The sequence below is a fragment of the Bradyrhizobium sp. F1.4.3 genome, from assembly GCF_040548375.1.
In the GTDB taxonomy this organism is placed as follows: Bacteria; Pseudomonadota; Alphaproteobacteria; order Rhizobiales; family Xanthobacteraceae; genus Bradyrhizobium.
The window spans coordinates 1,116,144-1,141,196 of the sequence record NZ_JBEPRN010000001.1; the positions used below are offsets into that span (position 1 = coordinate 1,116,144).

At 61.3% G+C, this 25,053-nt stretch carries 24 protein-coding genes and 1 pseudogene; 11 read left to right on the forward strand and 14 right to left on the reverse strand.

Annotated features, from left to right (window positions below; all coding sequences use genetic code 11):
* Positions 1 to 33 precede the first annotated feature (33 nt).
* Positions 34 to 2,124, reverse strand: coding sequence for a hydantoinase/oxoprolinase family protein (locus ABIB73_RS05480; protein WP_354222027.1), 2,091 nt, complete (start codon positions 2,122 to 2,124; stop codon positions 34 to 36).
* Between the two features lie 274 nt (positions 2,125 to 2,398).
* Here ABIB73_RS05480 and ABIB73_RS05485 point away from each other — a divergent pair, with 274 nt between their 5' ends.
* The 7 genes and pseudogenes from ABIB73_RS05485 to ABIB73_RS05515 form a co-directional block, all read left to right on the forward strand.
* Entirely contained in the window at positions 2,399 to 3,001 is a 603-nt protein-coding gene (locus tag ABIB73_RS05485) for a 2-hydroxychromene-2-carboxylate isomerase (RefSeq protein ID WP_354222028.1), read from the forward strand.
* Between the two features lie 76 nt (positions 3,002 to 3,077).
* The gene (locus tag ABIB73_RS05490; RefSeq protein ID WP_354222574.1) at positions 3,078 to 4,034 is read left to right on the forward strand and encodes an ABC transporter permease; all 957 of its coding nucleotides are present in this window, start codon (positions 3,078 to 3,080) and stop codon (positions 4,032 to 4,034) included.
* A gap of 24 nt (positions 4,035 to 4,058) precedes the next feature.
* Positions 4,059 to 4,970 carry an ABC transporter permease gene (locus ABIB73_RS05495; protein ID WP_354222029.1) on the forward strand — a complete coding sequence of 304 codons (912 nt, stop codon included), beginning with the start codon at positions 4,059 to 4,061 and terminating at the stop codon, positions 4,968 to 4,970.
* Positions 4,967 to 5,989 carry an ABC transporter ATP-binding protein gene (locus tag ABIB73_RS05500; protein ID WP_354222030.1) on the forward strand — a complete coding sequence of 341 codons (1,023 nt, stop codon included), beginning with the start codon at positions 4,967 to 4,969 and terminating at the stop codon, positions 5,987 to 5,989. Before ABIB73_RS05495 ends, ABIB73_RS05500 begins: the two co-directional genes overlap by 4 nt.
* Complete coding sequence (locus tag ABIB73_RS05505; protein ID WP_354222031.1) at positions 5,970 to 6,902, forward strand: ABC transporter ATP-binding protein; 933 nt, start codon at positions 5,970 to 5,972, stop codon at positions 6,900 to 6,902. Before ABIB73_RS05500 ends, ABIB73_RS05505 begins: the two co-directional genes overlap by 20 nt.
* 45 nt (positions 6,903 to 6,947) lie before the next feature.
* Positions 6,948 to 8,141 carry a MalY/PatB family protein gene (locus tag ABIB73_RS05510; protein WP_354222032.1) on the forward strand — a complete coding sequence of 398 codons (1,194 nt, stop codon included), beginning with the start codon at positions 6,948 to 6,950 and terminating at the stop codon, positions 8,139 to 8,141.
* A 54-nt stretch (positions 8,142 to 8,195) separates the two neighbouring features.
* Positions 8,196 to 8,585 (forward strand): annotated as a pseudogene (locus ABIB73_RS05515) (ornithine cyclodeaminase family protein); the annotation flags it as partial.
* 751 nt (positions 8,586 to 9,336) lie between these two features.
* Here ABIB73_RS05515 and ABIB73_RS05520 read toward each other — a convergent pair.
* From ABIB73_RS05520 to ABIB73_RS05580, 13 genes are all read right to left on the reverse strand, one after another.
* On the reverse strand, positions 9,337 to 10,155 hold the full coding sequence (locus ABIB73_RS05520; RefSeq protein WP_354222033.1) for an SDR family oxidoreductase: 819 nt from the start codon (positions 10,153 to 10,155) through the stop codon (positions 9,337 to 9,339).
* 227 nt (positions 10,156 to 10,382) lie between these two features.
* Positions 10,383 to 11,372, reverse strand: coding sequence for a dihydroxyacetone kinase subunit DhaK (dhaK, locus tag ABIB73_RS05525; RefSeq protein ID WP_354222034.1), 990 nt, complete (start codon positions 11,370 to 11,372; stop codon positions 10,383 to 10,385).
* 41 nt (positions 11,373 to 11,413) lie between these two features.
* Positions 11,414 to 11,839, reverse strand: coding sequence for a hypothetical protein (locus tag ABIB73_RS05530; protein WP_354222035.1), 426 nt, complete (start codon positions 11,837 to 11,839; stop codon positions 11,414 to 11,416).
* Positions 11,836 to 13,434, reverse strand: coding sequence for a phosphoenolpyruvate--protein phosphotransferase (ptsP, locus tag ABIB73_RS05535; RefSeq protein ID WP_354222576.1), 1,599 nt, complete (start codon positions 13,432 to 13,434; stop codon positions 11,836 to 11,838). The genes ABIB73_RS05530 and ptsP overlap by 4 nt, the downstream gene beginning before the upstream one ends.
* Positions 13,435 to 13,439: 5 nt before the next feature.
* Positions 13,440 to 13,754 carry an HPr family phosphocarrier protein gene (locus tag ABIB73_RS05540; protein ID WP_354222036.1) on the reverse strand — a complete coding sequence of 105 codons (315 nt, stop codon included), beginning with the start codon at positions 13,752 to 13,754 and terminating at the stop codon, positions 13,440 to 13,442.
* A complete protein-coding gene (dhaM, locus tag ABIB73_RS05545; RefSeq protein WP_354222037.1) occupies positions 13,747 to 14,148 on the reverse strand; it encodes a dihydroxyacetone kinase phosphoryl donor subunit DhaM in 402 nt (133 codons plus the stop codon). The genes ABIB73_RS05540 and dhaM overlap by 8 nt, the downstream gene beginning before the upstream one ends.
* Positions 14,145 to 14,759 carry a dihydroxyacetone kinase subunit DhaL gene (gene dhaL, locus ABIB73_RS05550; RefSeq protein ID WP_354222038.1) on the reverse strand — a complete coding sequence of 205 codons (615 nt, stop codon included), beginning with the start codon at positions 14,757 to 14,759 and terminating at the stop codon, positions 14,145 to 14,147. The genes dhaM and dhaL overlap by 4 nt, the downstream gene beginning before the upstream one ends.
* A complete protein-coding gene (locus tag ABIB73_RS05555; protein WP_354222039.1) occupies positions 14,756 to 15,763 on the reverse strand; it encodes an ABC transporter ATP-binding protein in 1,008 nt (335 codons plus the stop codon). The genes dhaL and ABIB73_RS05555 overlap by 4 nt, the downstream gene beginning before the upstream one ends.
* Positions 15,756 to 16,853 (reverse strand): ABC transporter ATP-binding protein, encoded by a 1,098-nt coding sequence (locus tag ABIB73_RS05560; RefSeq protein ID WP_354222040.1) that lies wholly within the window; start codon positions 16,851 to 16,853, stop codon positions 15,756 to 15,758. Before ABIB73_RS05560 ends, ABIB73_RS05555 begins: the two co-directional genes overlap by 8 nt.
* Before the next feature lie 6 nt (positions 16,854 to 16,859).
* Complete coding sequence (locus ABIB73_RS05565) at positions 16,860 to 17,072, reverse strand: hypothetical protein (RefSeq protein ID WP_354222041.1); 213 nt, start codon at positions 17,070 to 17,072, stop codon at positions 16,860 to 16,862.
* Entirely contained in the window at positions 17,069 to 18,022 is a 954-nt protein-coding gene (locus tag ABIB73_RS05570) for a carbohydrate ABC transporter permease (protein WP_354222042.1), read from the reverse strand. The genes ABIB73_RS05565 and ABIB73_RS05570 overlap by 4 nt, the downstream gene beginning before the upstream one ends.
* Positions 18,019 to 18,978, reverse strand: coding sequence for a carbohydrate ABC transporter permease (locus ABIB73_RS05575; protein WP_354222043.1), 960 nt, complete (start codon positions 18,976 to 18,978; stop codon positions 18,019 to 18,021). The genes ABIB73_RS05570 and ABIB73_RS05575 overlap by 4 nt, the downstream gene beginning before the upstream one ends.
* A 102-nt stretch (positions 18,979 to 19,080) precedes the next feature.
* Complete coding sequence (locus ABIB73_RS05580; protein ID WP_354222044.1) at positions 19,081 to 20,427, reverse strand: ABC transporter substrate-binding protein; 1,347 nt, start codon at positions 20,425 to 20,427, stop codon at positions 19,081 to 19,083.
* Positions 20,428 to 20,762: 335 nt separating this feature from the next.
* Here ABIB73_RS05580 and ABIB73_RS05585 point away from each other — a divergent pair, with 335 nt between their 5' ends.
* The 4 genes from ABIB73_RS05585 (at position 20,763) to ABIB73_RS05600 (ending at position 25,052) form a co-directional block, all read left to right on the forward strand.
* Positions 20,763 to 20,933 carry a hypothetical protein gene (locus ABIB73_RS05585; RefSeq protein ID WP_354222045.1) on the forward strand — a complete coding sequence of 57 codons (171 nt, stop codon included), beginning with the start codon at positions 20,763 to 20,765 and terminating at the stop codon, positions 20,931 to 20,933.
* A 698-nt stretch (positions 20,934 to 21,631) separates the two neighbouring features.
* Positions 21,632 to 22,882: an ABC transporter substrate-binding protein gene (locus ABIB73_RS05590; protein ID WP_354222046.1), complete on the forward strand. Its 1,251-nt coding sequence runs from the start codon at positions 21,632 to 21,634 to the stop codon at positions 22,880 to 22,882.
* A gap of 130 nt (positions 22,883 to 23,012) precedes the next feature.
* A complete protein-coding gene (locus ABIB73_RS05595) occupies positions 23,013 to 23,840 on the forward strand; it encodes a helix-turn-helix transcriptional regulator (RefSeq protein WP_354222047.1) in 828 nt (275 codons plus the stop codon).
* A gap of 201 nt (positions 23,841 to 24,041) precedes the next feature.
* Positions 24,042 to 25,052 (forward strand): branched-chain amino acid ABC transporter permease, encoded by a 1,011-nt coding sequence (locus ABIB73_RS05600; protein ID WP_354222048.1) that lies wholly within the window; start codon positions 24,042 to 24,044, stop codon positions 25,050 to 25,052.
* Position 25,053: the final 1 nt, after the last annotated feature.

A 25,053-nucleotide genomic window follows, 5' to 3' on the forward strand; every position in this document is an offset into this window, starting at 1 on the left:
TCTGCTTATCGATGAGATTGAGACGCGCTTCGGTCACGCCATCATTCCCTTGCGTTCCATCACGATTGCCCCCAGGCCATCGATCCAGGCGTCAAAACTCTCCGTGACGAATGTCGAGGTTTCCTCTTCCGCGATGATCGCCGGCCCCGACAGGCGAGCGCCGACCGCCAGCTTCTCGCGACGGTAGCGCGACACGTCGATCGCCTTGCCGGCCCTGCCGTCGAAAATCCGGATGCTTTCACCGGGCGCGGCCACCGAATGTTGGTCGACGTCCTGGACCTGCTCGGGCAGTTTCGAAACGGTCGAGACGTCGACCGACCAAGCCATGATCTCGATCGCCGCCGCCGGGATCGAGCGGCGGAACAGCTTCTCGTAATCGGCCTCATACCGCGCGCGCAACGCGGGGGTGTCGGTCGCCAAGAGATCACGGACCGGTAGTTCGACGGCAATCTCATGCCCTTGCCCGACATAGCGCATGAACGCAACGCGGCGCTCGACCACCGGCTCGCCCTGCGCCGCCGGATCCACCCATGCGCGGATATCGCGCGACATGCCGCGCAACAGTTCGGTCGCAGCCGCGGCGTCGAAACCTTCCAGCCGCATGTATTTGGTCTTGACCATTTCGTAGGAGATCGGCGCCGCCAGGAAACCGACGGCGGAACCGACGCCTGCATTGGGCGGGACGATCACGCGATCGGCCCCGATCTTCTCCGCGACCCGCGCCACATGCAGCGGCGCAGCACCGCCGAATGCGATCACCGTGTGGCTGCTGGCCACCGCGCCGCGCTCGACGGCGTGGACGCGCGCGGCACTGGCCATATTCTCACACACCATTTCGTAGACGGCATAGGCAGCCATCTCTGCCTCGAGCCCGAGCGGATCCCCGATGACCTTCTTGAGCGCCGCCTTCGCCAGATCGGGATAGAGCTTGATGGTACCGCCGGCAAAGCTCGCCGGATCAATCAGGCCCAACGCGACGTCGGCATCGGTCACCGCAGGATCGGATCCGCCGCCATTGTAGCAGACCGGACCCGGGACGGAGGATGCGCTCTCCGGACCAACCGTCACTCGCTTCAGTGAATCGAGTCGCGCCAACGATCCGCCGCCGGCACCGATCTCAACCATCTCGATCACGGGGATACGAACCGGCAGACCGCTCCCCTTCAGAAACCGCGCCGCCCGATCGACCTCGAACACCCGCGCCGTTTCTGAACGGAAGTCCTCGATCAGGCTGACTTTGGCTGTCGTGCCGCCCATATCGAAGGCCAGCACCTTGCGTTCGCCGAGCTGCGCCGCAATCTGCGCAGCGAACACCGCCCCGCCCGCCGGGCCGGACTCAACCAGCCGCACCGGGAACTTTCGCGCCGTTTCGACCGAGGTGAGACCGCCGCCGGACGTCATCAGGCACAGCGCGCCGCGAAAGCCCATTGCGTTGAGCTTGTCCTGCATACGCGCCAGATAGCCGTCCATCAGCGGCTGCACGTACGCATTCGTGGCAGCGGTCGATGTCCGCTCGAATTCCCGGACCTCTGGGCAGACTTCCGAGGACAGCGTAATGTAGAGATCCGCCATCTCCGAGCGTAGCAGATTCGCGGCTGCCAGCTCGTGTGCCGAATTTGCATAGGCATGCATGAAGGCAATCGCCACGCTCTCGACCTTCTCCGCCTTCAACTGCCGCGCGACGTCCAGCACATCCGCCTCGTTCAGCGCAAGACGGACGCCGCCGCGCGCATCCATCCGCTCGCGTACCGCAAATCGCAGCGGCCGCTCGACCAGCGGCTTCGGCCGCACCAGCGCCAGCTCGTACTGGTCGTAGCGGCTTTCGGTGCCGATCTCGAGCACATCACGAAATCCATCGGTGACGATAAGCGCGACCTTCGCGCCACGCCTCTCGATGATTGCATTGGTCGCCAGGGTCGTTCCATGGATGAAGATGTCGACGTCGGAGATGGCCTTCTCCGCGCGCGCCAGAATTTCGCTCACGCCGCGAAGGACGCCTTCCTCCGGCGACGACGGCGTCGTCAGAACCTTTCCGGTCCAGCGCCGCGCCCCATGTTCCAGCACGACGTCCGTGAACGTTCCGCCAACGTCGGCAGACAGCTTGAGCTTCGGCTCACCCATCAATCTCGGTCCTCTATCGTTGCCGTACGCGACAAGGCACCGATCACAACAAATGGCACGGCGATCGATGATGTTTCGCGCGCCGTAATTTCTGGCACGAGCTTCATCCTCGTGAATAGTTTCATTTTTGAAATGATCTATTGCAAAAGACCGGCCAAAGACCTGTCGAAAGCGATAGCGAGCGGCTGCGATATTTGCACTAATCCCCGCTCGAATGCCGCACTCACGCTGCGGCGACGGATTCCACGATATAGCGCTTGGTGCGACAGCCGGTCACATGACGCAGGTCATCGAATACTTCTTCTCCATCAGTTCTCCCTGGGCCTATCTCGGCGCCGAACGATTGGTCACGCTGGCAAGACGCCACAACCTGCGCATCAGGCCGTTGCTGATGACCACCATCGACGAACACGGCTGGATCCCGCTAAAGAACAAGCCGCCGGTGCGACAGCGTTACGTTCGCTCGGAGATCGGGCGATGGAGCCGCCATCTCGGCGTCCCCATGCAAACGGACAACCGACCGAGTGACCTGAAGGACCCGACGCCTGCCGCGATGATGGTGGTCGCAGCGGAAACCACCGGCGCCGAAGGCATGCCGCTCGCCCTCGCGCTGCAACGCGCCTACTGGGAGAGCGCCGCCGATATCGGCGCCACCCAGATTCGACGCGAGATTGCCGACGCGAATGGTTACGACGGCCAGCGTTTGCTCTCCTGTGAACAGGCGCAAGCCGTCGGCGAGCGCTGGAACGAGAACCGGGCTCGAGCGATCGAATGCGGCGTCTTCGGTTCGCCGACCTACCTGTTCGAGGGTGAGCTTTACTGGGGTCAGGACCGGCTGGACTTTCTCGAGCGTCACATCGTGACGGGAGCGCCGGTATGACCCGCCGCGGCCTGCCGACCGTCGATCGCCGGTTCGAGGAGAGCGCGGGATCGTGACCTTCGGCCCAGCCCGACAGATGTTGCGCCGCGTCGCGATCCAGGCGATCCCGACCATCCTCGGCATCGTCGCGCTGAACTTCCTGCTGTTGAACCTGATGCCTGGCGACGCCGCCGATGCAATTGCCGGCATGTCGGGCTCCGCGACCGCGGAGACGATGGAGACGCTACGTCGAACCCTTGGACTCGATCAGTCCCTGGCCACGCGCTTCATGACCTATGTCGCCAACATTGCCGTCCTCAATCTCGGCACATCGAGTAATTATGGTGTGCCCGTCATCAATGTCATCATGGAACGTCTTCCGAACACCTTGCTCCTGATGCTGTCGGCCTTCTTCGTTGCCGTCACGCTCGGTATCCTGCTCGGATGGATCATGGCGGTCTTCGCCAACAAATGGCCGGACCGACTGCTGACGGCAATCGTCCTGCTGCTTTATTCCGCGCCCGGATTCTGGGTCGGCCTGATGGCGATCGTGCTGTTCTCGGCGCGCCTCGGCTGGCTACCCTCCGGCGGCAGCGAAACGATCGGCGCCGGGATGACCGGCCTCGCGCTGCTGCGCGATCGAGTTCTGCATCTGGTCCTTCCCGCGCTGGCGCTCGCGACCTTCTTCGTTGCGATCTATGCTCGCCTGACCCGGGCCGCCATGCTCGACGTGCTGCGGCAGGATTTCATACGCGCCGCGGCCGCCAAAGGCCTGCACCCGCTCGTCCTGCAATTTCGTCACGCGCTGCGCAATGCGCTGATTCCGGTGACCACGGTCGCGGGCCTCCACCTTGCCAACCTCTTGAGCGGCGCCGTGGTAGTGGAGACCGTCTTCAACTGGCCGGGGCTCGGTCGCCTGACCATGGATTCGCTGGTCGCCCGCGACTTCAATGTGCTGCTGGGGATCCTGCTGCTGTCTTGCGTCGTCGTGATCGTGACCAATGTCATCATCGACTGGATCGTGATGTGGCTCGACCCGCGGATCGAACTCTAGCTTCCACGGACAGGCGGATGGAACATGACAGATGTCGTCGCTGACAGTTCGGCCACTCCGGTCGCGGCTCCCGCGCTGGCGGCGACGCGCATCATGAACGCCCGGCGACGATGGCTGGTGACGTGGTTGCGCGACCCGTTCCTGTGTTTCGCCGCGATGTCGTTGATCGGCGTCGTTGCGATCGCGTTGGCCGCCAATCTGATCTACCCTACCGACCCGCTCGACATGGTCGCGCCGGCGCTGCTGTGGCCCGGACAGGACTGGGGCTACCCACTTGGTACCGACACACTCGGCCGTGACCTCGCGGCAGGAATTGTCCATGGCGCGCGGGTCTCGCTGCTGGTCGGGTTCTTCGCCGCCCTCATCGGTCTCGTGATCGGCACCACGATCGGCGCGCTCGCGGGCTATTTCGGCGGCATCGTCGACAATGTCCTGGTGCGCCTGACCGAACTATTCCAGACCATTCCGGCGATCCTGCTGGTGATCGTCATTCTCGCGATCGGCGATCCCTCCATCTTCCTGATCGTCCTGGCGATCGGCCTCGCCTCCTGGCCGATGATCGCCCGGCTGGCACGTTCCCAGTTCATGACATTGCGCGATGCCGACTTCGTCTTGGCCGCACGCGGCCTCGGCTACGGCACCACGCGGATCATTGTCCGGGAAATCCTGCCGAACGCGCTTCCGACCCTGGTCGTTGCGACATCGGTCCTGGTCGCGAACGGCATTCTTGCCGAAGCCGGCTTGTCGTTCCTCAATCTTGGCGATCCCAATCGGGTGAGCTGGGGCAGCCTGATCGGCAGCGGCCGGACCATGCTGCGCAGCGAATGGTATCTGACCGCGCTGCCGGGTCTCGCGATCGTGCTGACCGTGCTCTCAATCAACATCATTGGCGACCGGTTGACCGACATTCTCAATCCGCGATCGGAGACACGATGAGTCTGCCGCAACGACCTCATCCCGTCCTCGAAGTGCTCGATCTCAGGATCGGCTTTCCGCGAGGCGAGGCGGTGCACGGCATCACCTTTGCCATTGAACACGGCAAGACCCTGGCGCTTGTCGGAGAGTCCGGTTGCGGAAAGTCGCTGACCGCGTTTTCAATTCTGCGGCTGCTGCCACCGACCGCCTCGATCGCCGGGGGACAGGTGGTGTTCAACGGTCAGGATCTCGCGACGGTATCGTCGCGTGAACTGCGCCGCATTCGCGGCAAAGGGATATCGATCATCCTTCAGGAGCCGATGACGTCGCTGAACCCGGTGCTGACGATCGGGGCGCAGATCGGCGAGATCATCCGGCGTCATGAAGGGCTGTCGCGCAAGAGGGCCAAAGCCCGCGCGATCGAACTCCTCGACCTCGTCGGCATTGCCGAGCCGCAACGCCGCTACGACCAGTTTCCGCACAATTTTTCCGGTGGAATGCGGCAACGCGTGATGATCGCCATCGCGGTTGCCTGTAACCCGCAACTGCTCATCGCGGACGAGCCGACCACGGCGCTCGACGTCACCATCCAGGCCCAGGTGATGGAACTGCTCGATCGCCTGCGGCAACAGCTCTCGATGGCGATGCTGCTGATCACGCACGACCTTGGCGCGGTGGCGCAATGGGCCGACCGGGTCGCGGTGATGTATGCAGGCCGGATTGTCGAACAGGCCTCGGTCGGCGAGTTCTTCGCGGGCCCGAAACACCCCTATTCGCAGGGCCTGCTTGCATCGTCCGTCGGCGACGACGCGCACTACACCGACCGGCGACTGACCGAGATCAAGGGCTCGGTCGCGTCCGCGGCCGGAGCGACCGGCTGCTCATTCGCACCCCGCTGCCCAAGGGTGGCAGCGGCCTGCCACCTGGCACAGCCCGCGCTGGCGACGATCACGCCCAGCACCATCCGCTCCGGCTGGTCGGTCGCATGCTGCCAGCTCCAAGCTCAGGGAGGCCGCCTCGATGCCATTGCTGTCAGTTGAGAATCTGCGCACCAGCTATACCACGCGCGGGCATACGCTGCATGCCGTCGACGGCGTTTCACTTGAGGTCGCCGAGCACGAAACGGTCGGGCTGGTCGGCGAATCCGGCTGCGGAAAGTCGACTCTCGGCAAAACCATCGTCCGCCTGCTGCGGCCGAGCGAGGGCACGATACGCCTCGACGGAGCGGACATCAGCCAACTCGACGAGCGCGCACTGCGCCCGGTTCGCCGCTCGGTTCAGATGGTCTTTCAGGATCCGTTCGGCTCGCTCAATCCGCGGCAGCGGATCGGGACCATCCTGGATACGCCACTCAAGGTTCACGGCGTCAGGGATCCCAGAGAACGGCGACGGCGGATTCTCGACATCGCCGGCAAGATCAGCATCCCGCCTGAGGCGCTGCAGCGCTATCCGCACGAGTTCTCCGGTGGTCAGCGCCAACGCATCGGGATCGCCCGCGCGCTGGTCCTCAATCCCAGGCTCGTGGTGTGCGACGAGCCCGTATCCGCGCTGGACCTGTCGATCCAGGCGCAGATCCTCAACCTGCTGGTCGGCCTCAAGAAGGATCTCGGGCTCGCCTATCTGTTCATCTCGCACGATTTGTCGGTGGTCCGCTATTTTGCCGACCGCGTGCTCGTGATGTATCTCGGCCGGATCGTTGAAAGCGCCGACCATGCCACGCTGTGGCGCAACCCGCGTCACCCCTACACGCGCGCACTGCTGGCCGCCATTCCATCGGCGCGCCTCGACAGGAAGCCGGCGGCTGTGCTGGCCGGCGAGGTCGGACAAGGCATTCCGACGCGCGGGTGCCGGTTCCGGACGCGGTGCCCGGTGGCCGTCAAGCAGTGCGAGACCGACGATCCCGCCTTACGAAAACTCACGGATGGCAATGCGGTCGCCTGCCATCTCGCATAATCTGACACCGCCTCCCATCCAACGAAAGCGCCGCGGACAGAGATCATGAGCAGCAGCCGAGAAACGATCAGCTTCGAACTATCGCAATCTGCGCTGCGGGCGCGCCGTAACGCCAAGTGGAATCAGTACGATTCCGACGTCTTGCCTGCCTTCGTCGCAGACATGGATTTTTCCGTCGCCGCCCCGATCCAGGCGGCGATCGAGCGGATCGTCCGGGATGGCGACTATGGCTACCCGCTGCGCGACGGACAGAAGTCGGACCGACTCGTCGCCGCGGCCTTCGCCAACCGGATGAAGTCCCGCTACGGCTGGGAGCTCTCGCCCGATCTCGTGCTGCCGTTGGCGGATCTGGTACAGGGGACCTACGCGCCGATCCTGGCGTTCTCGGATCCCGGCGACAGCGTCGTCCTCCAGGTCCCGAACTACCCGCCGTTTCGCGACGCCATCAGCACGACGGAACGCCGGCTTCTGACGCTGCCGATGCGCGACAACGGGAGCCGCCACGTCTTCGACATCGACGAACTGGCGGCGCTGGTGGACCAGCGAACCCGCATCTTCGTGCTGTGCAATCCACAGAACCCGACGGGACGGGTGTTTTCCCGGGACGAGTTGCTGTCATTGGCCCGGTTCGTCATCGACCATGATCTCATCGTCATTTCCGACGAGATTCATTCCGATCTGGTCTATCCTGGATACCAGCACATTCCGTTTGCCTCGCTCGGACCCGACATTGCCGCGCGCACCGTGACTCTCAACTCGGCGACCAAAAGCTTCAACATTCCCGGCCTGCGCTGCGCCGTGATCGCCTTCGGCAGTGACGACCTGCGCAAGCGGTTTCACAACCGTATCCCGCTCCGGTTGACAGGTCAGGCCAATGTCATCGGCGCCGACGCAACGGTGGCCGCCTGGACGGAAGGCCAGCCCTGGCTCGATGCCGTGATGGACCACCTTCACAAGGCTCGGAACAGAGTCGTGGATGTGCTTGCGGCGGAGGTGCCGGAAATCCGCTTCCATGCTCCGGAAGCCACTTACCTGGCTTGGCTCGACTGCCGCGAACTCCGTCTGTCAGCGGCGGCATTCCAGTTCTTCCTGAACAAAGCCCGACTCGGCTTCAGCGCCGGCGAGACCTTTGACCCCGGCTGCTCACAGTTTGTCAGGCTCAATTTCGCAACATCGATGCCGATCCTCGACCAGATTCTGGATCGGATTGTCGGAGCGGCTCGGCAGAACGACCGGTGACGCCCGCTGAACTGGCGACAGCTCGAGAAGATCGGAGTTGCCGCGAACTGACGACAAGCCTCCCGGCTCGACAAGCCGACGCTGCTCCTCAAAACCGATTGGATCAGGCAGGGCGCTCTTGTGGTCCCCCATGACACGATGAGCGCGGTCGAACTGGCGCTGACGGACGGAATAACGAAATTGGTTGTCGACGATTGGGGCCAGTGCAAGGGCGGTAAATTCGGCAGTCTGCGAACCCATGTCGAGGCTGGGAAACTGTCCGAGACGACGTTGCATACGGAACTCGGGCGGATCGTCGCAGGTCTCAAGCCGGGGCGGCAGAGCGACGCCGAGACCAATCTGCTCTGGCATCGTGGGCTTTCGCTGTCGGATATTGCGCTCGGCCATGCGATGCTTGAGAAATCAAAGCGGCTCGGCATCGACCAGCGGCTTCGTTTTGCCTGATCGTACACGATGGGCTTTTGAGCCAATGGCCGTGGACCGGCCCTAATCACGGAGCACAATGAAGCTTCAGGACGGCTGCGGGAAAGCCTGAAATCCCATCTCGATCTTACGGCGAGCGGGCGAAAAGCAAGATCGCCCCTAGCCAGCCGCCAGGTGTGATGCACCCTGCCCGGCCTCTCTGTATTGCGGCTACTGGCAGCGCAATTCGCGCGCGCTCGTCATGCTTGCCGAAGGCGTGGCCGCGCATGAGGGTCTGCTCATACTGGCTATCACAAGATCTTTCTTGATCTCCCGGTGCACACGTCGCGCACACGCCGCATTCCAACTAATTGAAAAACTTGAACTCTCGGTCCAATCCATCATTGTCGCCGTGCAACATTTCCATTTATTTTCAGTCACTTAATCATCTCTATCGGTGCCTGCGCAAAGCTCGTCGCGCCGTGTAGCAAAATCTCGCCAGAAATGCCCGAACATCAATCTGAGAGTTGCCCTGCCCTAATTAGGATTAAGGCAGAAGGCTGCTTCTGAATTCTTGAGATACGGATCATCTTGATCCAGCAGGCGGATAGAACCGCCTCATGAACTCATCAATCTGGCCATCGGTCGCCTGCCAAGACGGACCGCACTCGCTTCGCAACAAACACAGACCCAAGAGCTCTAACGGCCGATCAGCCACAAGCTTGAGCGCTCCTTTCCTCGCAATCCAATTCTCCTGAGCGCCACTATCGATGCGAGGCCTCGAACACCCGGTTCAAGCGAACTGGCCGCGCATGTAGTTCTCGTAGTCTTCGTCGCTTAACTTCCGGCGGGCCTCGACGAGATGCTTCACGTCGTCGCCGGCGAAGTAGCGCAGCCTCTTTGTGCCATCAGTGACAGCGCCATAGATGACCGCGGCGATGCGCTCCGGCGTCGCCATATGCTGGGCCAGCTTGCCCAGCGCCGCGTAGGCCCGCTCAAGAAATGGCCCGTAGCTATCGATGCCGCCATCTCCGGCATTTTGCTTCGACGATCGCGCGTGGAAGGCGGTATCGCCGCCGCCGGGCTCAACAAGCTTCACGACGATGTTCTGCGAAGCGAGTTCGTAGGACAGGCACTCTGTGAAACCTTCCAGCGCGAACTTGGTCGAGAGGTATATCGAGATGGAGGGCAGACCGACCAAGCCGCCGACGGAGCTGACGTTTAGGATGAGTCCCTCCTTCTGCTTGCGGAAGACCGGCACGATCGCGCGTATGACATTCATGACCCCGAACACGTTGACATCGAAGTTCCTCTGGATGCTCTCCTGGGGAATCGTTTCGAATATCCCATACTGGCCATACCCGGCGTTGTTGATAACCGCGTCGAGCTTGCCGAAGTGCCCGATGGAGGCCTTAATCGCCTGGTCGATGCTGGCGGGCTCGGTCACGTCCAGGCGACTCACCAGCACGTTGTTGCGTCCGGCAAGATCTCCGGCGGCCGAGACGTCTCGCATTGTGGCGACAACATTCCAGCCCCTGTCGGCGAATAGCTTGGCGGTTGCATGGCCGAATCCCGTCGACGAACCCGTGATCAGCAGAGTTCTCTTGTCCATGTCATTTGTCCTCTAATAGGGGAATTCGAGGTCAGAACGATGTGACGACCACCCGGTTGATCGAGCCGTCTCCTCAGCTCCGCGTAGCCGTCATTCACGCCACCATGTAGCCGGAGAAATTCGCTCGCAAGGTGGCGGCCGGAGAGATAGCCATGCCGATCACTAGCTTCGGCGGGGCGGAGCCGATAGATCCTTGATTGCAATCAAGATTAAGCCGCGAGCCGAGATCAGACGCCCCAACGCAGAGCCGCCGTCTGCACTGGAGCATCCCATAATTTCGTCGCATTGCTATCGAGCACGGATACGGTGATCGAGACGCCGGCCATGTCGAGAGATGTGACGTAGGAGCCGGTCAGGAAACGCGTCGCCGTGATTCCCGCACGATCCAGAGTCCGCTTTGCGGCATTAACCATCAGATAGAGTTCGATCAGAGGCGTCGCGCCAAACCCGTTGACGAGAAGCAGCACTTCACTGCCCTTGCTGGGTACAAGATCCTTCAGGATCGCGTCGAGTACCTCGGCGGCGATCGCATCGGCGGAAGCCAACGGAACTCTGCGCCGGCCAGGCTCGCCATGAATGCCGACGCCCATTTCCATTTCGTTGTCGGCCAATGTGAAATTTGGCCGTCCAGCCGCTGGCACGGTACATGGCAGCAGGGCTACCCCCATCGAGCGCGTACGCCGATTGACCTCATCACCAAGCGTCTTGAGCGCGGCAAGGGGCATACCGGTCTCGGCCGCGGCACCGACCATTTTTTCCACGATCAACGTTCCAGCGACACCGCGACGACCGGTCGTGTAGGTCGACTTTTCGACCGCCACGTCGTCGTTAGTCACCACGCTTGCGACCTCTCGGCCGGCCATCTCGGCCGCCATGGTGAAATTCATCACATCGCCTTCGTAGTTCTTGACGATGAACAGCACGCCCGCGCCGGTATCGACAGCCTCCGCGGCCTCGATCATCTGGTCAGGTGTCGGCGAGGTGAAGACCTGGCCGGGGCAAGCCGCGTCAAGCATGCCGAGGCCGACATAGCCCGCATGCAGCGGCTCATGTCCCGAACCGCCTCCCGAAATCAGCGCGACCTTGCCCGGTCTCAATGTTCGACGGCGCACAAACTTCCGCTCGGTGCCGAGCACAAGGAGATCCGCATGCGCAGCAGCCAAGCCATCAAGACTTTCTTCGAGTACCGTATCTACGCTGTTGATCAGCTTTTTCATGAACGTCCTCCCCATCAGGTCCAAAGTTCAAAATCAATGGCTTAACCGACGCTTTCTGCAAAGCGCGCGAGCTGCGCGGCAAAATCCACGATGAGCTGTTCGAGCACGCGATTCTTCTTATCGTCACCAAGTTCAGGTACGGTCACCGAAATGATACGCGTGCGCGCTTCGCGGTGGGGTGCACGCAGTCTTCCGGGGTGCGCGCGGCCGTACGCATCGAGAAATGCCGAACGCTCCGCGCTGGATAGATGGCAGACTTCGAAGATGACCGCGACATGCTTTGCTGGGATCGGCACCAGATAAGCCGGATTCGTGATTTGGCTCACGAAAGAGCGATTCTTGCCCAACGCCGCCGCAAGCTTCAGCCGCGTCCCCGAAGGTCGATTGTCGAGTACCTTTCGCAGGATTATTTTGTATTCCGCGACGTTCTTGTCACCAGGCGTGTCCTTGCCGACATCGTCCTTCATGAACCCACCTTTGCGATTGCGGCCTTGAGCCGTGCGACGGCAATCGGCGACACTGAGAGAGTTGTCAGGCCGGTTGCGAGCAGCGCCGTCGTCAGGTGGGTGTCGGCCGCAGCGTCGCCGCAGAGCGAGACCTCAACACCACGCTTTAGCCCGGCCTCGACGGTCGCGGCAATCAGTGCCAGCACAGCTGGATTGCTGGTATCATTGAGGTCGGCGACTGCGCCAATATCGCGCGCCGCCGCCATCGTGTACTGGGTTAGATCGTTCGAGCCGATGGAATAGAATGCAGCGCCGAAATCCCGGGCACAGAGCGCCGCCGCTGGAACCTCGACCATAATGCCGAGCGGCGGGCGAGCGCAGGCAACTCCTTTCGCCTGGAGGGCCGAGAACTCCGCGTCAAGTATTTCGTTCGCTCGGTCTAATTCCGACGGGACCGCAACCATGGGCAACATCACTTTCAGCGTCCCGTGAACAGCCGCACGGCAGAGCGCGCGGAGTTGCATGCGAAACACCTCCGGCCGCGCGAGCGAGAGGCGGATACCGCGAAGGCCGAGAAACGGATTGCTCTCACCATCGACCGTCAAACCGGGAATCTGCTTGTCTCCGCCCGCATCCAGGGTCCGGATCGTCACTGGCTTATCTTGGGCCCAGACGAGAATGTCCCGATAGACCCTGTATTGCGTTTCCTCGTCCGGCAGGCCGTGAGCCGCCTCAAACAAAAATTCCGTGCGTACAAGGCCGATGCCGTCGCAAATTGCGGGATTGAGGCTCGCAAGGTCTTCTGGCGCGGCGATATTGAGCAGAACCGCGATCCGCCGACCATTGGCGATAAAGGCAGGCGCAAGGCTGGTCGCCTCGGCGACAGCCAGTTCGGACCTCGCAGCCACCATACGCTGCTCAAAGCGACGAATGGTCTCCGGCTCCGGATCGAAGATGACTTTTCCTGTATCCCCGTCTACCAGTGCCAGCGTCGGTGGCTGCCCGTTCCAAGACAACGGACCTAGCCCGACGACCATGGGCGCCCCCCGCGCGCGCGCCAACATGGCGACATGCGAGGACGGCGATCCACCGGCCAGCGCGATCGCACCGCCTTGCGACCAGTCGGTCGCAAGAAAGGTGGAAGGCGTGATGTCGTCAGCCGCAACAATCGAGCCGCCAGCGATCCTGGCGACAGTGTCCGCACCGCCCAGATGCGCAAGCACGCGTTCGCGGATGTCAACGATATCAACGGCGCGGGCCCGGAAATATTCATCTTCAGCCGCGCGATAGCCCGCGATCTCTACGTCGAGTGCCTGGCGCCAGGCATGGTCGGCCGCGATCCCTGTCGAGATGACCTCATATGCCGCATCCGCGAGCGCATCGTCTTCAAGCATCGCGGCCTGGAATTCCAGAATGTCTGCCGCATCACCCTGGATCGTCTTGATCTGCTCGGCCAGTTCCGCCCTAGCTCCCTCGATCGCCGCCCGCAGCGCTGCAGCCTCCTGCGCCGGATCCCCGCTCGTCGTTCGCCCGGCCACGGTCATAGTCAGCATGGTGACCGGCCCGAACGCGAGACCCGGCGATGCGGCACGGCCGGTGAGTTGGATCTCGACCACCGCCGTCAAGCCTCGCCGAAGCCGTCACGCACAAGCCCAAGCACGGCAGCAAGCGCCGCCTCGCCGTCGGGTCCGGTGACGCGGAAATGCAGCGTCGCCCCCTGCGGAGCCTTGACACGCATCACCTTCACCGGACTCTTGGCGTCCGTCCACGGGCCGTCTCCAGCGAGAGCAAGTTCGATCTTCGCGACGAACTTCTTCGCACACTGCGTAAGCCTGACCGATGGCCGCGCATGAAGGCCGACCTTGTTGACGAGTACCGCTGAGGCGGTCAGCGGCACCGACGTTTCACCTGCCCGGCTGGCGTGGGCATCATGCATAGAATTCCTCCGCACTACGCTTGACAGCGGCAAGTGATGAACCACCCGAAGATTCCGTCGCCGCAATCACAGCTCCTTCAACCACAGGGGCATTGCAGATGACGACACGTGCCCTCCGATCTTCGGCCAGCATTTCCACCGCCATCTCAGAATTCGTCTCCGCCCCACCGAGGTCAACGAGCACAGCTACACCTGCCGGCGACCATGCCGCCTCGATTGCCTCGAGGATTCCAGCAACATTCGTGCCGAGCCCTCCATCGACGTCGCCACCTGTCCAGGCGAGCGGTACCGCGTTGCCCACCATCTGCCGCACCATATCTGCCGCACCTTCCGCTATCTTGGGCGAATGTGAAACGATGACGATTCCGACATTACCGCCATTTGGACCGCTCATGACCTTGCCTCGAATTCCAATACTTTGGCTGCAGCGCCGATCAACAAGGACACCGATCGCGAACCGGGGTCCATGTGACCGATGGAACGTTCACCGAGAAAAGAGGCCCGGCCACGAATGGCGAGCATTGGCTTCGTGCGATCGGCAGCCTGCACCGCTTCCAATGCAATCGCCCGCGCATCGCCTCCCTCAGCCAATACCGCTTGCACGGGCACCAGGACATCCAACAAGGTTTTCTGTCCTGCCTCCGAGCGCCCGCGCGCCTTCACGGCATTGATTGCGATATCCGTGGCCGCGACGAAGTCGGCGCGAGTCGGTTGCTCCGGAAGCGCCTTGCCCAACTCCATGAAGAAGGTGCCGACCAGCGGCCCAGAGGCCCCGCCAACCTTCATGACGAGCGTCATTCCGATCGACTTCAGCATTTCTTGCAGGGATCTGTCCGCAAGGCCAGGCAATGTCGCGAGTACTGCCTCAAAGCCCCGCTTCATGTTCAACCCGTGATCGCCATCACCGATCGCCTGATCGAGACTGGTCAGTTCTTCAGCGTGCTGGATCACCGATTCCGCGAGCGCTCGCACCAGATTCTCCCTGGAGTCCCGATCGAGACTCATGCCGCGACCCTCTTTCCGGCCGCGTCGAAGAACAGCGGCTTGTTAAGCCGTAGAGACACGACGTCGCCGGCGTTTAACGTCGTCTCAGACTCCGCCAACGTCACAACGGGTTGGCCACCGAGATTGAGGTGCAGATGGCTCTGGTCGCCGAGATGTTCGACCCGCGTGACGGTTGCCGACACGTCCCCGCCATTGCGCGTGATAGCCAGGTGCTCGGTACGCGCCCCGATGGTCTTGGCGCTCGACGGAGCGCCCGCAAATAGACCGGCCGGAAGCAGGTTGATCATCGGCTGGCCGAGCCGTGCGGCGACATAGGCGTTGACCGGGTTCTCGTAAATCTCGCGCGGTGTACCGATCTGCATCAATCGCCCAGCCTCCATCACGCCGATGCGCGACGCCATGGTCATGGCCTCCGTTTGATCGTGGGTGACGTAGAGGATCGTCGCGCCGAGATCCATCTGAATGCGCTTAAGCTCCAGGCGCATTTCACCGCGCAGCTTGGCATCCAGCGAAGAAAGTGGTTCGTCCATCAAATAGATCGAGGGCGAACGCACCAGAGCACGGCCAATCGCAACGCGCTGCATCTGCCCGCCCGACAAATGCGTCGCCTTGCTGCGGAGCTTGGTTTCGATATGGAGAAGACGCGCAACCTGCTCGACCTTTGCGCGAATTTCGGCCTCTGGTAAGCGACGGGCCGGAGCTCGTAGCGCAAAGGCCATGTTCTCGAACACGGTAAGATGCGGGTACAACGAATATTGCTGGAATACGAAAGCGACGTCGCGATCAGCCGGCGCATCGCGGGTCACATCGCGCCCGTCGATGCGGACCGCACCGCCGTCGGGCGTCTCGAGTCCGGCGACGAGACGCAGCGTCGTCGTCTTGCCGGCGCCGGTTGGCCCCAACAATGCAACGAATTCGCCGTCTCCAATGGTGAGGGACAGATCGACGACGGCTTGCGTCTTGCCGAACGCCTTGGAGACCGCTCCGATTTCGACTTCAGCCATGCGCGCCTCCTTCATACAACGCGGTGCGGATTGCCCGGCCTGATGTCTGGTCAAAGATCGACAACGTATCAGGCCGAAATTCGAGCCCGACATTCGCCCCGATCTGAAACGACATGCTGGCCGGCGAGCGGGCCTTGAGAGCACCGTAAGGCGTCGTCACGGTCACGATCTGGGTCGTACCGAGATATTCAGATCCATAGACCTCGCCCCGCACCATGCCGCGATCGGTAAAACGTACATGCTCGGGTCTGACGCCCAGGACAAGATCGCTCTCCGCTAGCGCTTCACGTACGGTGGGTATCGCAACTTCGCGATCACCGAGCCGGATCGTCTGCGCTCCAGCTTGCAGGCTGCCGCGGAAGGGCAGAAAATTCATCGACGGAGAACCGATGAAGTCTGCGACAAAGAGCGACGCAGGTCGGTCATAGATGTCGCGTGGGCTCGCAATCTGCTCGACCACGCCGTTGTTCATCACCGCAATCAGGTCCGCCATCGCCATGGCTTCCAGTTGATCATGCGTTACGTAGACGGTCGTCGCGCCAAGACGGTCATGTAACGCGCGCAACTCCTGGATCATCGCCTCGCGCAGTTCGGTATCGAGCGCTCCGAGCGGCTCGTCCATCAGGAAACACTTCGGCTTGCGAACAATCGCCCGCCCAAGCGCGACGCGCTGACGATCGCCGCCGGTGAGGCTCGAAACGGACCGATCGAGGAGATGGGAGATGCGCAGGATCCGAGCGGCCTCTACGACGCGCCGGTTGCACTCCGCAGCCCCGATCCCCTCGCATTTGACGGGAAAGCCAATATTGCGCCTGACATTCATATGCGGGTAAAGCGCAAATAGCTGGAATACGAAGGCGATATCTCGCGCGGAGGCACGGTTCATCGTCACGTCGTCACCATCGAGCCTGATCGTGCCGGATGTCGGCAATTCCAGCCCCGCAATCATCCGCAGTGTTGTGGTCTTGCCGCACCCCGACGGCCCAAGCAGACAAATGAACTGTCCGTCATCTACCGTGAAGCTCGCGTCCTTGACGGCGTGAAACTCTCCAAAGGATTTGTTGAGCGCTTCGACTCTGATCTGTGCCATCGAGCGCTACTCCCTGACCTTCGAGACGATTGTGAACATCACCGTCCCAAATAGAGTGACCGCGAAAGACCAGGAATAAAGCGTGAGAAAAAACGGCTGCATCAGCATGACCACGCCTACAGCAATGATCGTTGTCGCGGCGGCTTCTAGCGGACCGCGCCGCAGCACTCTGTTCGTCAGGCTGACGTGGGGCGTGGACGTGTTCACATCAAAGCTCATTTGCGGACGGCCCCAAAGGTAATGCCGCGCAGAAGATGCTTGCGGAGCAGGACCGTGAAAACGACGATCGGTACAAGAAAGATCGTCGTACCGGCGGCTACTGCGGGCCAATCCTGGCCGCCCTCGCCGATGATGATCGGAATAAAAGGGGGCGCGGTCTGCGCGTTGCCGGAGGTCAGAAGCACCGCAAAGGCGTATTCGTTCCACGCAAAAATCAAGCAGAAAATCGCCGTTGCCGCGATCCCGGTAGTTGCCTGCGGTAGAACCACCTTTACGAAAGCCTGAAAGCGCGTATAGCCGTCGATCATTGCCGCTTCTTCGTATTCGCGCGGGATTTCGTCGATGAAGCCCTTGAGAAGCCAGACGGCGAGCGAGACGTTAACCGAGGTGTAGAGCAGGATCATCCCGAGTCGGGTATCCGACAGTCCAACTGTTCGGTACATCAGGTAGATCGGGATCGCGACCGCGATTGGCGGCATCATTCTGGTCGACAGAATGAAGAACAGGAGATCATCTTTCAACGGCACGCGGAAACGCGAAAAACCATAAGCTGAGAGCGTGCCGAGCGCGACGGCGAGCGCTGTCGAACCAAAGGCGATAATCAGCGAGTTGATGAAGCGCGGCACATAGTTCGACGGTCCGGCGACAACCATGTTGCGGCTGCGCGCGATGTCGTCACAAAGCCCGTGCGGCGGGCCCAGGGTCTGGATAAACTCTTTGGTCTGGCGCGAGCGCGTTGTGAAGACATTGCAATAGCCTTCAAGGGAGGGTTTGAAGAGGACCTTCGGCGGATAGGAGATCGCATCGTCAGGCGACTTGAACGAGGTCAGTACGATCCATGCCAGCGGAACCATCGTTATGATGGCATACAGTATGACGAGCAGGCCGGCGAAGCGGCGAGCGCCGGTCGACGGTTCGACGACTGAGTGGGCTGCGTTTGAGGCGCTCATCGGCTCTTCACCCGGTTCAGCGCCTTGACGTAGATGTTGGCAAGGCCGAATACGGTCACGAACAGAATGATTGCGAAGGCCGAGGAATAGCCGGTTCGCCAACTCTCAAAGGCTGCGCGCTTCAGTGTGATCGAGGCGACTTCCGTGGTCGAGCCCGGCCCTCCTCCGGTCAGGAGGTTGACCATGTCGAACATCTTGAAGTTCTCGATACCGCGAAAGAGCACAGCCAGCATGATGAACGGTAAAGCCATCGGCAGCGTGATGGACCAAAACTGCCGCCAATTCGACGCACGATCGACCTCCGCTGCCTCAAAAATGTAATCCGGGATCGAACGCAGCCCGGCCAGGCAAATCAGCATCACGTAGGGCGTCCACATCCAGGCATCGACGATGATGATGGCCCACGGACTGAGGGTCACGTCTCCGAGCATCTGGAACGACGAAGCGTCGCGCCCAGTGAAGAAAGCGACCACATAGTTGAACAATCCGATCTGCGGTTGATAGAGAAAGGTCCAGAAATTGCCGACGACTGCCGGTGAAAGCATCATCGGCAACAGAATGATGGTGGTCCACAGGCCATGGCCGCGAAACTTCTTGTCGATCAGGAAGGCAAGACCAAACCCGAGCACAGTCTCGATCAGCACAGTCCACACCACGAAGTGCGCCGTCACCTGCATCGCCGCCCAGATGTCTGGATCGGTCAGAATCGACTGATACCAATCGGTCCCCAGCCATATTGTCGGCGCGTTCGCCCGATTGGCGCGGTAGTTGGTGAACGACAGATAGATCGTCCACACAAGTGGGAAGATATTGATCGCCAGCAGCAGTACGATCGTCGGTGTGATGAAAAGCCACGCGAGCGCCTGGTCCGAAAGGCCGCGGATACGACGTATCACGCCTGGTCGGATCGGGACGGCCCGATAGGTGATCTGCGACGAGGTACTCAAATCGTTCATGGCTTTGGTCAATCCTGGCGTCGCGACCGTCGACTATGCGACGCCTGCGGGTTTTGCCGAACAGAGCCTGGAGCGCGCTCGCGTGCGCTCCAGGCGTTTGCCCTAGAACTTCTTGCCTTCTTCCTTAAAGATCGCCTTCCAGTCCTTTACCAGACCGTCGAGCGCTTCTTGCGCGGTGCCCTTGTCTGCAACCATGTAGTCATGCACGCGCTTCTGTTCGGCTTGCAGGAGTTGCGCATAAGAGGGCTCGGCCCAGAAGTCGACGACCATTCCCATCGACTTCAGAAACTCCCCGGCGAACGGCGCGCTGTTCGGGAAGCTCGGATCGTTCAACACGGATTTGGCGCAGGAATAACCGCCCAGCGCCCACCACTTCTTCTGCACGTCTCCGCCGGAGAACCATTTGATGTATTGCAGCGCTTCGCCCTGGTTCTTCGAATAGGAAACCACCGAAATCCCCTGCCCGCCGAGTTGCGTCGCTTGTGTCGCGGGGCCGGCCGGGTTGCTGAAGAAGCCGATCTTGTCCCCACCGACGTTCGGATCCTTGTAGAGGCCTGGGAAGAAGGCGAAGAAGTTCATCTGCAGTGCGACCTGCCCCGACTTGAACGCGTCAAGGCCTTCGGACATGTAGGAGTTGGACGCGCCGGGCGGCGTGCAGCACTTGTAGAGCTCCTTGTAGGCCTCGAGCCCCTTCACAGCGCCGGGCGAATTGACGAACCCGTCCATTGAATACGGCTTCTTCGGATCCTGATATTGGAAGCCGTAATCATAGAGATAGTTCGAAACGCCCATGGTGATACCTTCCGAACCACGCTCGGTATAGATCGAAGCGCCATAGACCTTCTTGCCGTCAATCTCGCGGCCCTGGAAGAATTTTGCGATCTCTCGCAATTCATCAAGCGTCTTCGGCACGGCCAGATCGCGGCCATATTTAGCCTTGAAATCCGCCTGGATCTCCGGCCGCGCAAACCAGTCCTTGCGATAGGTCCAGCCCACTGCGTCACCCATGGCAGGCAGCGCCCAATAGTTCGGGCTGTTCTTCGGCCACTCGGAATAGCCGACCACTGTCGCGGGCATGTAGTCGTCCATGCTGATTCCTTCCTTCTTGAAGAAATCGTTGAGCTTGACGTACTGACCGTTCTCGGCAGCGCCCCCAATCCATTGCGAATCCCCGATGATAAGATCGCAGAGCGAACCATGCGAATTCAGTTCGTTGAGGAAGCGGTCGGCATAGTTGGTCCACGGCACGAATTCGAACTTCATGCCGACACCGGTCTTGGCGGTGAAGTCCTTCGACAGTTCGACCAGAGCGTTGGCGGGATCCCACGCGGCCCAGCACAACGTGATGGTCTTACCCTGCGCATGCGCAGGCGCAGTCCCCACTCCGACGCCGAGCGCGAACGCGAGAACTCCGAAAGTAGTAAGAAGCGCCTTTACTGCCTGTTTCATAACGCTTTCCCTCCCAGTGGGGCCGGCCATCGACATGGCACGACTCTCCAACCCGCTCGAATGCTTCGAGCAGAGCGATACAGTCCTTCATGGGCTGAACGACTAAACGGACGTTTCCTCGTGCTTGTCGGAATTCTTAGGGATTCAGCCAAGCTCGATTTGTTTAGTGAACCACGACCTACTAAACATTGCAAGCGCACTCTTCTGAAACGCAGTTTGAGCTCGCATGATAGTTCGAGATTCGAGCTGTGCCTCGGGTCATTTCGATCACGCCATCGAGGAGGCGATTTCAGGCGGCTACGTAGCCGTGATCTTTCCGAAAGCGGTCTATAATTTTGTCGCGCCGCCGAGCAAGCCCCGGCCATTGGCTGATCGAGGGCGCCAGGGATCTGACCATCGACGGACAAGGCTCGATTCTCAATTTCGCCTCGCCCGTCGTCGCGGGCGTCACGATCGGCAGTTCGCAGCGCATGATATTCCGGCTTCAATATCGACTGGCCGAATGAGCTGATGACCTCGGTGGGCAGCATCGCCGCGATCGACAGGCCGCACCACACTCATCACGTGTCAGGATCGAGTCCCAGTATCATGTCAACGCCAACACCCGTATCGTCGCTCTGTCGCCTTGGGATACGAAGAGCGATCCGAAGAATCCTCAATTCGCGCTGAAGAACTATTACAAGGAGCAATACACCAACAACAAAGGCACGGTGTTCCTCGGCAACAATGGCTTTCAGGTGCCGTATTGGAACAATTTCATCCAGGTCGGCGATGTCGTCCTGATCCGCCGACCTAGTTGACGCTTAGGCAGCGGGCCGATTGGGTGGACAATTATTAGCTGAACGCCTGCCGAAGGGCCCGGGTCGTGCCGACGTTTGCCGGCGAGATTAAGCTTGCGCTGACCGCAAGGGTGCGCACCGGCGGAAGCGTCTCGGTCCCTCCCGCGATTGCGCACTAGACTGGGCCGGCGTTGACATGCTCGCCTGAAGCTCCGCGCAATGACAGTGCAGCCGTTACCTCCGCGACATTGCGTCACCAAACTCGTTGCGACGCAACAATCAAAATGAGACTGCGCGTCAACCACACGAGGGTTACAACATCCGCGCCGCGCTCGGCATCGGCTAGCTTTCCGTGCAACAACCGGACGTTCACGCTCGCTACATCAAACAATACGGCGTCGGCGAAAACACTAGGGAGGAGACCAATGCTGAAGGGTAGTGTGGGATTTATTGCGTTGAGCAGCCTTTTGTTGTCTGGCACGGCGTTCGCACAGGAGAAGATCAAGGTCGGCGTCACCGCAACGCTCGAAGGCACCTACACCGTGCTCGGTGAGGACGGCATCCGCGGCTTCCAGACGGCGCTCAATGTGCTGGGCAAGAAGGTCGGCGATAAAGAGCTCGAATTCGTTATCGCTTCGACCGACGCGACGCCGGATTCCGCCGTGCGCGCCGTGCGCAAGCTGATCGAGCAAGACAAGGTGCAGATCCTGCTGTCGCCACTGTCCGGCGACGAAGGCATCGCGGTGAAGAATTTTGCAAAGACCCATCCCGAGCTGACCTTCATCAACGCTGCCTCCGGCGCCCAGGAAACGACCTATGTCGATCCTGCCCCGAACTTCTTCCGCTACAACATGGACGGCGCACAGTGGCAGGTGGGCCTCGGCAAATACGCCTATGAAACCAAGGGTTATCGCAAGATCGCGACCGTCGGCGAGGACTATTCCTTCATCTATACGCAGGTGTTCGGCCTCGTACTCGAGTTCTGCGGCGCCGGCGGCCAAGTCACCAACCGGCAATGGGTGCCGCTCGGCACCAAGGACTTTGCTTCGGTCATCGCCGCGCTGCCGGATGACGTCGATGCAATCTATCTCGGCCTCGGTGGCGCCGACGCCGTCAACTTCCTCAACCAGTACCAGCAGGCTGGCGGCAAGGCGCATCTGATGGGCGGCTCGATCATGATCGACCAGACCATCCTGTCGTCCAAGGGCAACGCCAAGAGCGCGCTGGTCGGCACGCTCGCCGCGAGCGGCCAGGCCGACACCTGGGAGGATCCGAGCTGGCAGAAGTTCGTGAAGGACTATCAGGACGCCTTCCCGCCGAACAAGCGCTTCCCGAGCCCGTCGCTGCTCGCCACCAACTATTACGGCTCGACCATGGCGCTGATCCTGGCGCTGCGTCAGGTCAATGGTGATCTCTCCAACAACCAGGCCAAGTACAAGGAAGCCCTCGCCAAGATCGAACTCGACGCACCCAACGGCAAGATCAAGCTCGACTCCAACCGTCAGGCGATCGGCACCAACTTCGTCACCGAGGTCGTCGACGACGGCAAGGGCGCGTTGTTTTCGAAGGTCGTGAAGGTGATCCCGAACGTCAACCAGACGCTGGGCTACGACCCCGCGGTGTTCGCCAAGATCGGTTTGCCAAGCCGTACAGTACCGGAATGTAAGAAATACTGACGTAGTCTCGTTCGCGAGCGATGACTGACCGGGGAGAGATTTGCAAGGCGCGGACATCGTGCGCCCTTGCATTCTCTCCCCGGTTGTTGAACGCTACCAAAAAAAGACAAGAGCTTTTGGGAGGGAAGGCATGAGCCGGGCGCTCGCCGTCTTCCACGGCCGCTTTGGTCGGGCGACGGCTTATCAGTTGAACCGCCCTTTCAACATCCACGCACATCGCGAAGGTCATTTGATCTTCCATGTCGGGGGACGTCCCGCATGCATCGATGTCAGCGATGGACGCTACGAACTCACCGAAGGTTCCGTCGTCGCCATCAATCCATGGGAACCGCACAATTTCCTGCCGTCCGATCTCGAAGGCGGCGCCGTTTTCTTCGTGCTCTATGTCAATGCGGAGTGGTTCGCGCCCGATGCGCCCGGCGCGGACCGCCTGCGCTTCGGCCGCACCCAGTTCGCGCGGTCGATTGCGCTGGACAGGCATATCAGGCACGCAGCCGCGCTCGTGTGCGGCGCACCCTCGCTCAACAGCCTTGATGGCGAGCTGAGACGGCTGATCGACATCTGCTACGACGAAAGCTGGCAGCAGGCCGAGACCGCGCGCGATCCGCGCGCAAACGGCTCAGTCACCGATTTCCGCGTGCGCAAATGTATCAAGATGATGTCGGAGAGTCCCGGCGCCGAGATCGAGCTTGACACCATTGCGCGCGAATCCGGCCTGTCGCGGCCGCATTTCTACCGGCTGTTCCGCACCCAGACCGGCGTCACCCCACACCTCTATCTCAATACGCTGATGATGGAGCAGGCGCTGGAGGCGCTGGTGGCAAGCGAGGCGCCAATCGCCGATATCGGCTTCGATCTCGGCTTCTCATCGCAGAGCGCATTCACCCGCTTCTTCGCCGCCAATGTCGGGATGGCGCCGACCGATTATCGCCGCGCGGCCAAGGTTTTGCGGGCCTGACGGGCGCGCGAAAAGATACTCACGATCAAGCGCTTCCCTCGCGGCCCCATTAGGATGTGCGGAACGCGGTCCCGAAAAGAGGATCGCGGTCGATAGGGAGCGCACCTTCATGGCAGGGCTTGCGGCCGGCAACGGTCTGCGTGCCCCCTCACCCCGTTTGGGGAAAGAGGGTTGGAGTGACGTGGGAACGGAGCGGCGATCATGACCCGCTTTGTCGAGCGCCATCCAGCCTGGGCGCTGATTGTCATCATCGGGATCGCGGTAGCGCTTTGGCTAATCTTCGCGGTGTGGCCGCCAGGGCTTGAAGAAGCAATCGGCCGCAAGCGGGTCTTCCTCAACGCGCTCTTCAACGGCATCACCCTTGGTGGTCTCTATTTCCTTGTCGCCAGCGGCTTTACGCTGATCTTCGGCCTGATGCGCAACGTCAATCTCGCGCACGGCTCGCTCTATCTGTTCGGCGGCTATGTCGGCTACGCCATCAGTGCCTCGACCGGCTCCTGGATCCTCTCGTTCATCATCGCCTTCATCCTGACGGCGCTGGTCGGCGTCCTGCTTCAGGTCCTCGTCTTCCGCCGCATGGAAGGCCAGGATCTGCGCCAGACCATGGTCACGATCGGGCTCTCGATCGTGTTTGCCGATCTGATGTTGTGGGCCTGCGGCGGCGACTTCTACCAGATCCAGACCCCGAACTGGCTGATCGGTCCGATCGAGCTGCCGCTGATCACTGCGGTGAAATCCTCGGGCGAGCCGGTGTACTTGCGCTATCCCCTGGTGCGGCTCGTGATCTTCCTGGCATCCGTTATTATCGGCGTTGCGATGTGGCTCGCGCTCAACCGGACCCGGATCGGCATGATCATCCGCGCCGGCGTCGACGATCGCGATATCCTCGCCGCGACCGGTGTGCGCATCCAGATCGTCTTCGTGCTCGTCTTCGCGCTCGGCGCCGGACTTGCCGGCATCGCCGGTGTGGTCGGCGGCACTTTCCAGTCCCTCTCACCCGGCGAGGACATTCGCTTCCTGCTCGCTTCGCTCGTGGTCGTGATCGTCGGCGGCATGGGTTCGATTCCTGGCGCGGCGCTCGGCGCGCTGATCATCGGCCTCGCCGAGCAGCTCGGCTCGGTCTACATCCCGACATACGCCATCGTCGTGACCTTCCTAATCATGGTGCTGGTGCTGGCGCTTCGGCCGCAAGGCCTGCTCGCGAGGCGCTGAC

Excerpts from the sequence above, each read along its gene's own strand:
- ABIB73_RS05600 (WP_354222048.1), top strand. The coding sequence starts at position 24,042 with ATGACCCGCTTTGTCGAGCGCCATCCAGCCTGGGCGCTGATTGTCATC.
- dhaM (WP_354222037.1), bottom strand. The coding sequence starts at position 14,148 with ATGAGCGGTCCAAATGGCGGTAATGTCGGAATCGTCATCGTTTCACAT.
- ABIB73_RS05580 (WP_354222044.1), bottom strand. The coding sequence starts at position 20,427 with ATGAAACAGGCAGTAAAGGCGCTTCTTACTACTTTCGGAGTTCTCGCG.
- ABIB73_RS05560 (WP_354222040.1), bottom strand. The coding sequence starts at position 16,853 with ATGGCACAGATCAGAGTCGAAGCGCTCAACAAATCCTTTGGAGAGTTT.
- ABIB73_RS05595 (WP_354222047.1), top strand. The coding sequence starts at position 23,013 with ATGAGCCGGGCGCTCGCCGTCTTCCACGGCCGCTTTGGTCGGGCGACG.
- ABIB73_RS05490 (WP_354222574.1), top strand. The coding sequence starts at position 3,078 with ATGTTGCGCCGCGTCGCGATCCAGGCGATCCCGACCATCCTCGGCATC.
- ABIB73_RS05510 (WP_354222032.1), top strand. The coding sequence starts at position 6,948 with ATGAGCAGCAGCCGAGAAACGATCAGCTTCGAACTATCGCAATCTGCG.
- dhaL (WP_354222038.1), bottom strand. The coding sequence starts at position 14,759 with ATGAGTCTCGATCGGGACTCCAGGGAGAATCTGGTGCGAGCGCTCGCG.
- ABIB73_RS05575 (WP_354222043.1), bottom strand. The coding sequence starts at position 18,978 with ATGAACGATTTGAGTACCTCGTCGCAGATCACCTATCGGGCCGTCCCG.
- ABIB73_RS05485 (WP_354222028.1), top strand. The coding sequence starts at position 2,399 with ATGACGCAGGTCATCGAATACTTCTTCTCCATCAGTTCTCCCTGGGCC.
- ABIB73_RS05590 (WP_354222046.1), top strand. The coding sequence starts at position 21,632 with ATGCTGAAGGGTAGTGTGGGATTTATTGCGTTGAGCAGCCTTTTGTTG.
- ABIB73_RS05570 (WP_354222042.1), bottom strand. The coding sequence starts at position 18,022 with ATGAGCGCCTCAAACGCAGCCCACTCAGTCGTCGAACCGTCGACCGGC.
- ABIB73_RS05495 (WP_354222029.1), top strand. The coding sequence starts at position 4,059 with ATGACAGATGTCGTCGCTGACAGTTCGGCCACTCCGGTCGCGGCTCCC.
- ABIB73_RS05530 (WP_354222035.1), bottom strand. The coding sequence starts at position 11,839 with ATGAAGGACGATGTCGGCAAGGACACGCCTGGTGACAAGAACGTCGCG.
- ABIB73_RS05500 (WP_354222030.1), top strand. The coding sequence starts at position 4,967 with ATGAGTCTGCCGCAACGACCTCATCCCGTCCTCGAAGTGCTCGATCTC.
- ABIB73_RS05555 (WP_354222039.1), bottom strand. The coding sequence starts at position 15,763 with ATGGCTGAAGTCGAAATCGGAGCGGTCTCCAAGGCGTTCGGCAAGACG.
- ABIB73_RS05540 (WP_354222036.1), bottom strand. The coding sequence starts at position 13,754 with ATGCATGATGCCCACGCCAGCCGGGCAGGTGAAACGTCGGTGCCGCTG.
- dhaK (WP_354222034.1), bottom strand. The coding sequence starts at position 11,372 with ATGAAAAAGCTGATCAACAGCGTAGATACGGTACTCGAAGAAAGTCTT.
- ABIB73_RS05520 (WP_354222033.1), bottom strand. The coding sequence starts at position 10,155 with ATGGACAAGAGAACTCTGCTGATCACGGGTTCGTCGACGGGATTCGGC.
- ABIB73_RS05505 (WP_354222031.1), top strand. The coding sequence starts at position 5,970 with ATGCCATTGCTGTCAGTTGAGAATCTGCGCACCAGCTATACCACGCGC.
- ABIB73_RS05565 (WP_354222041.1), bottom strand. The coding sequence starts at position 17,072 with ATGAGCTTTGATGTGAACACGTCCACGCCCCACGTCAGCCTGACGAAC.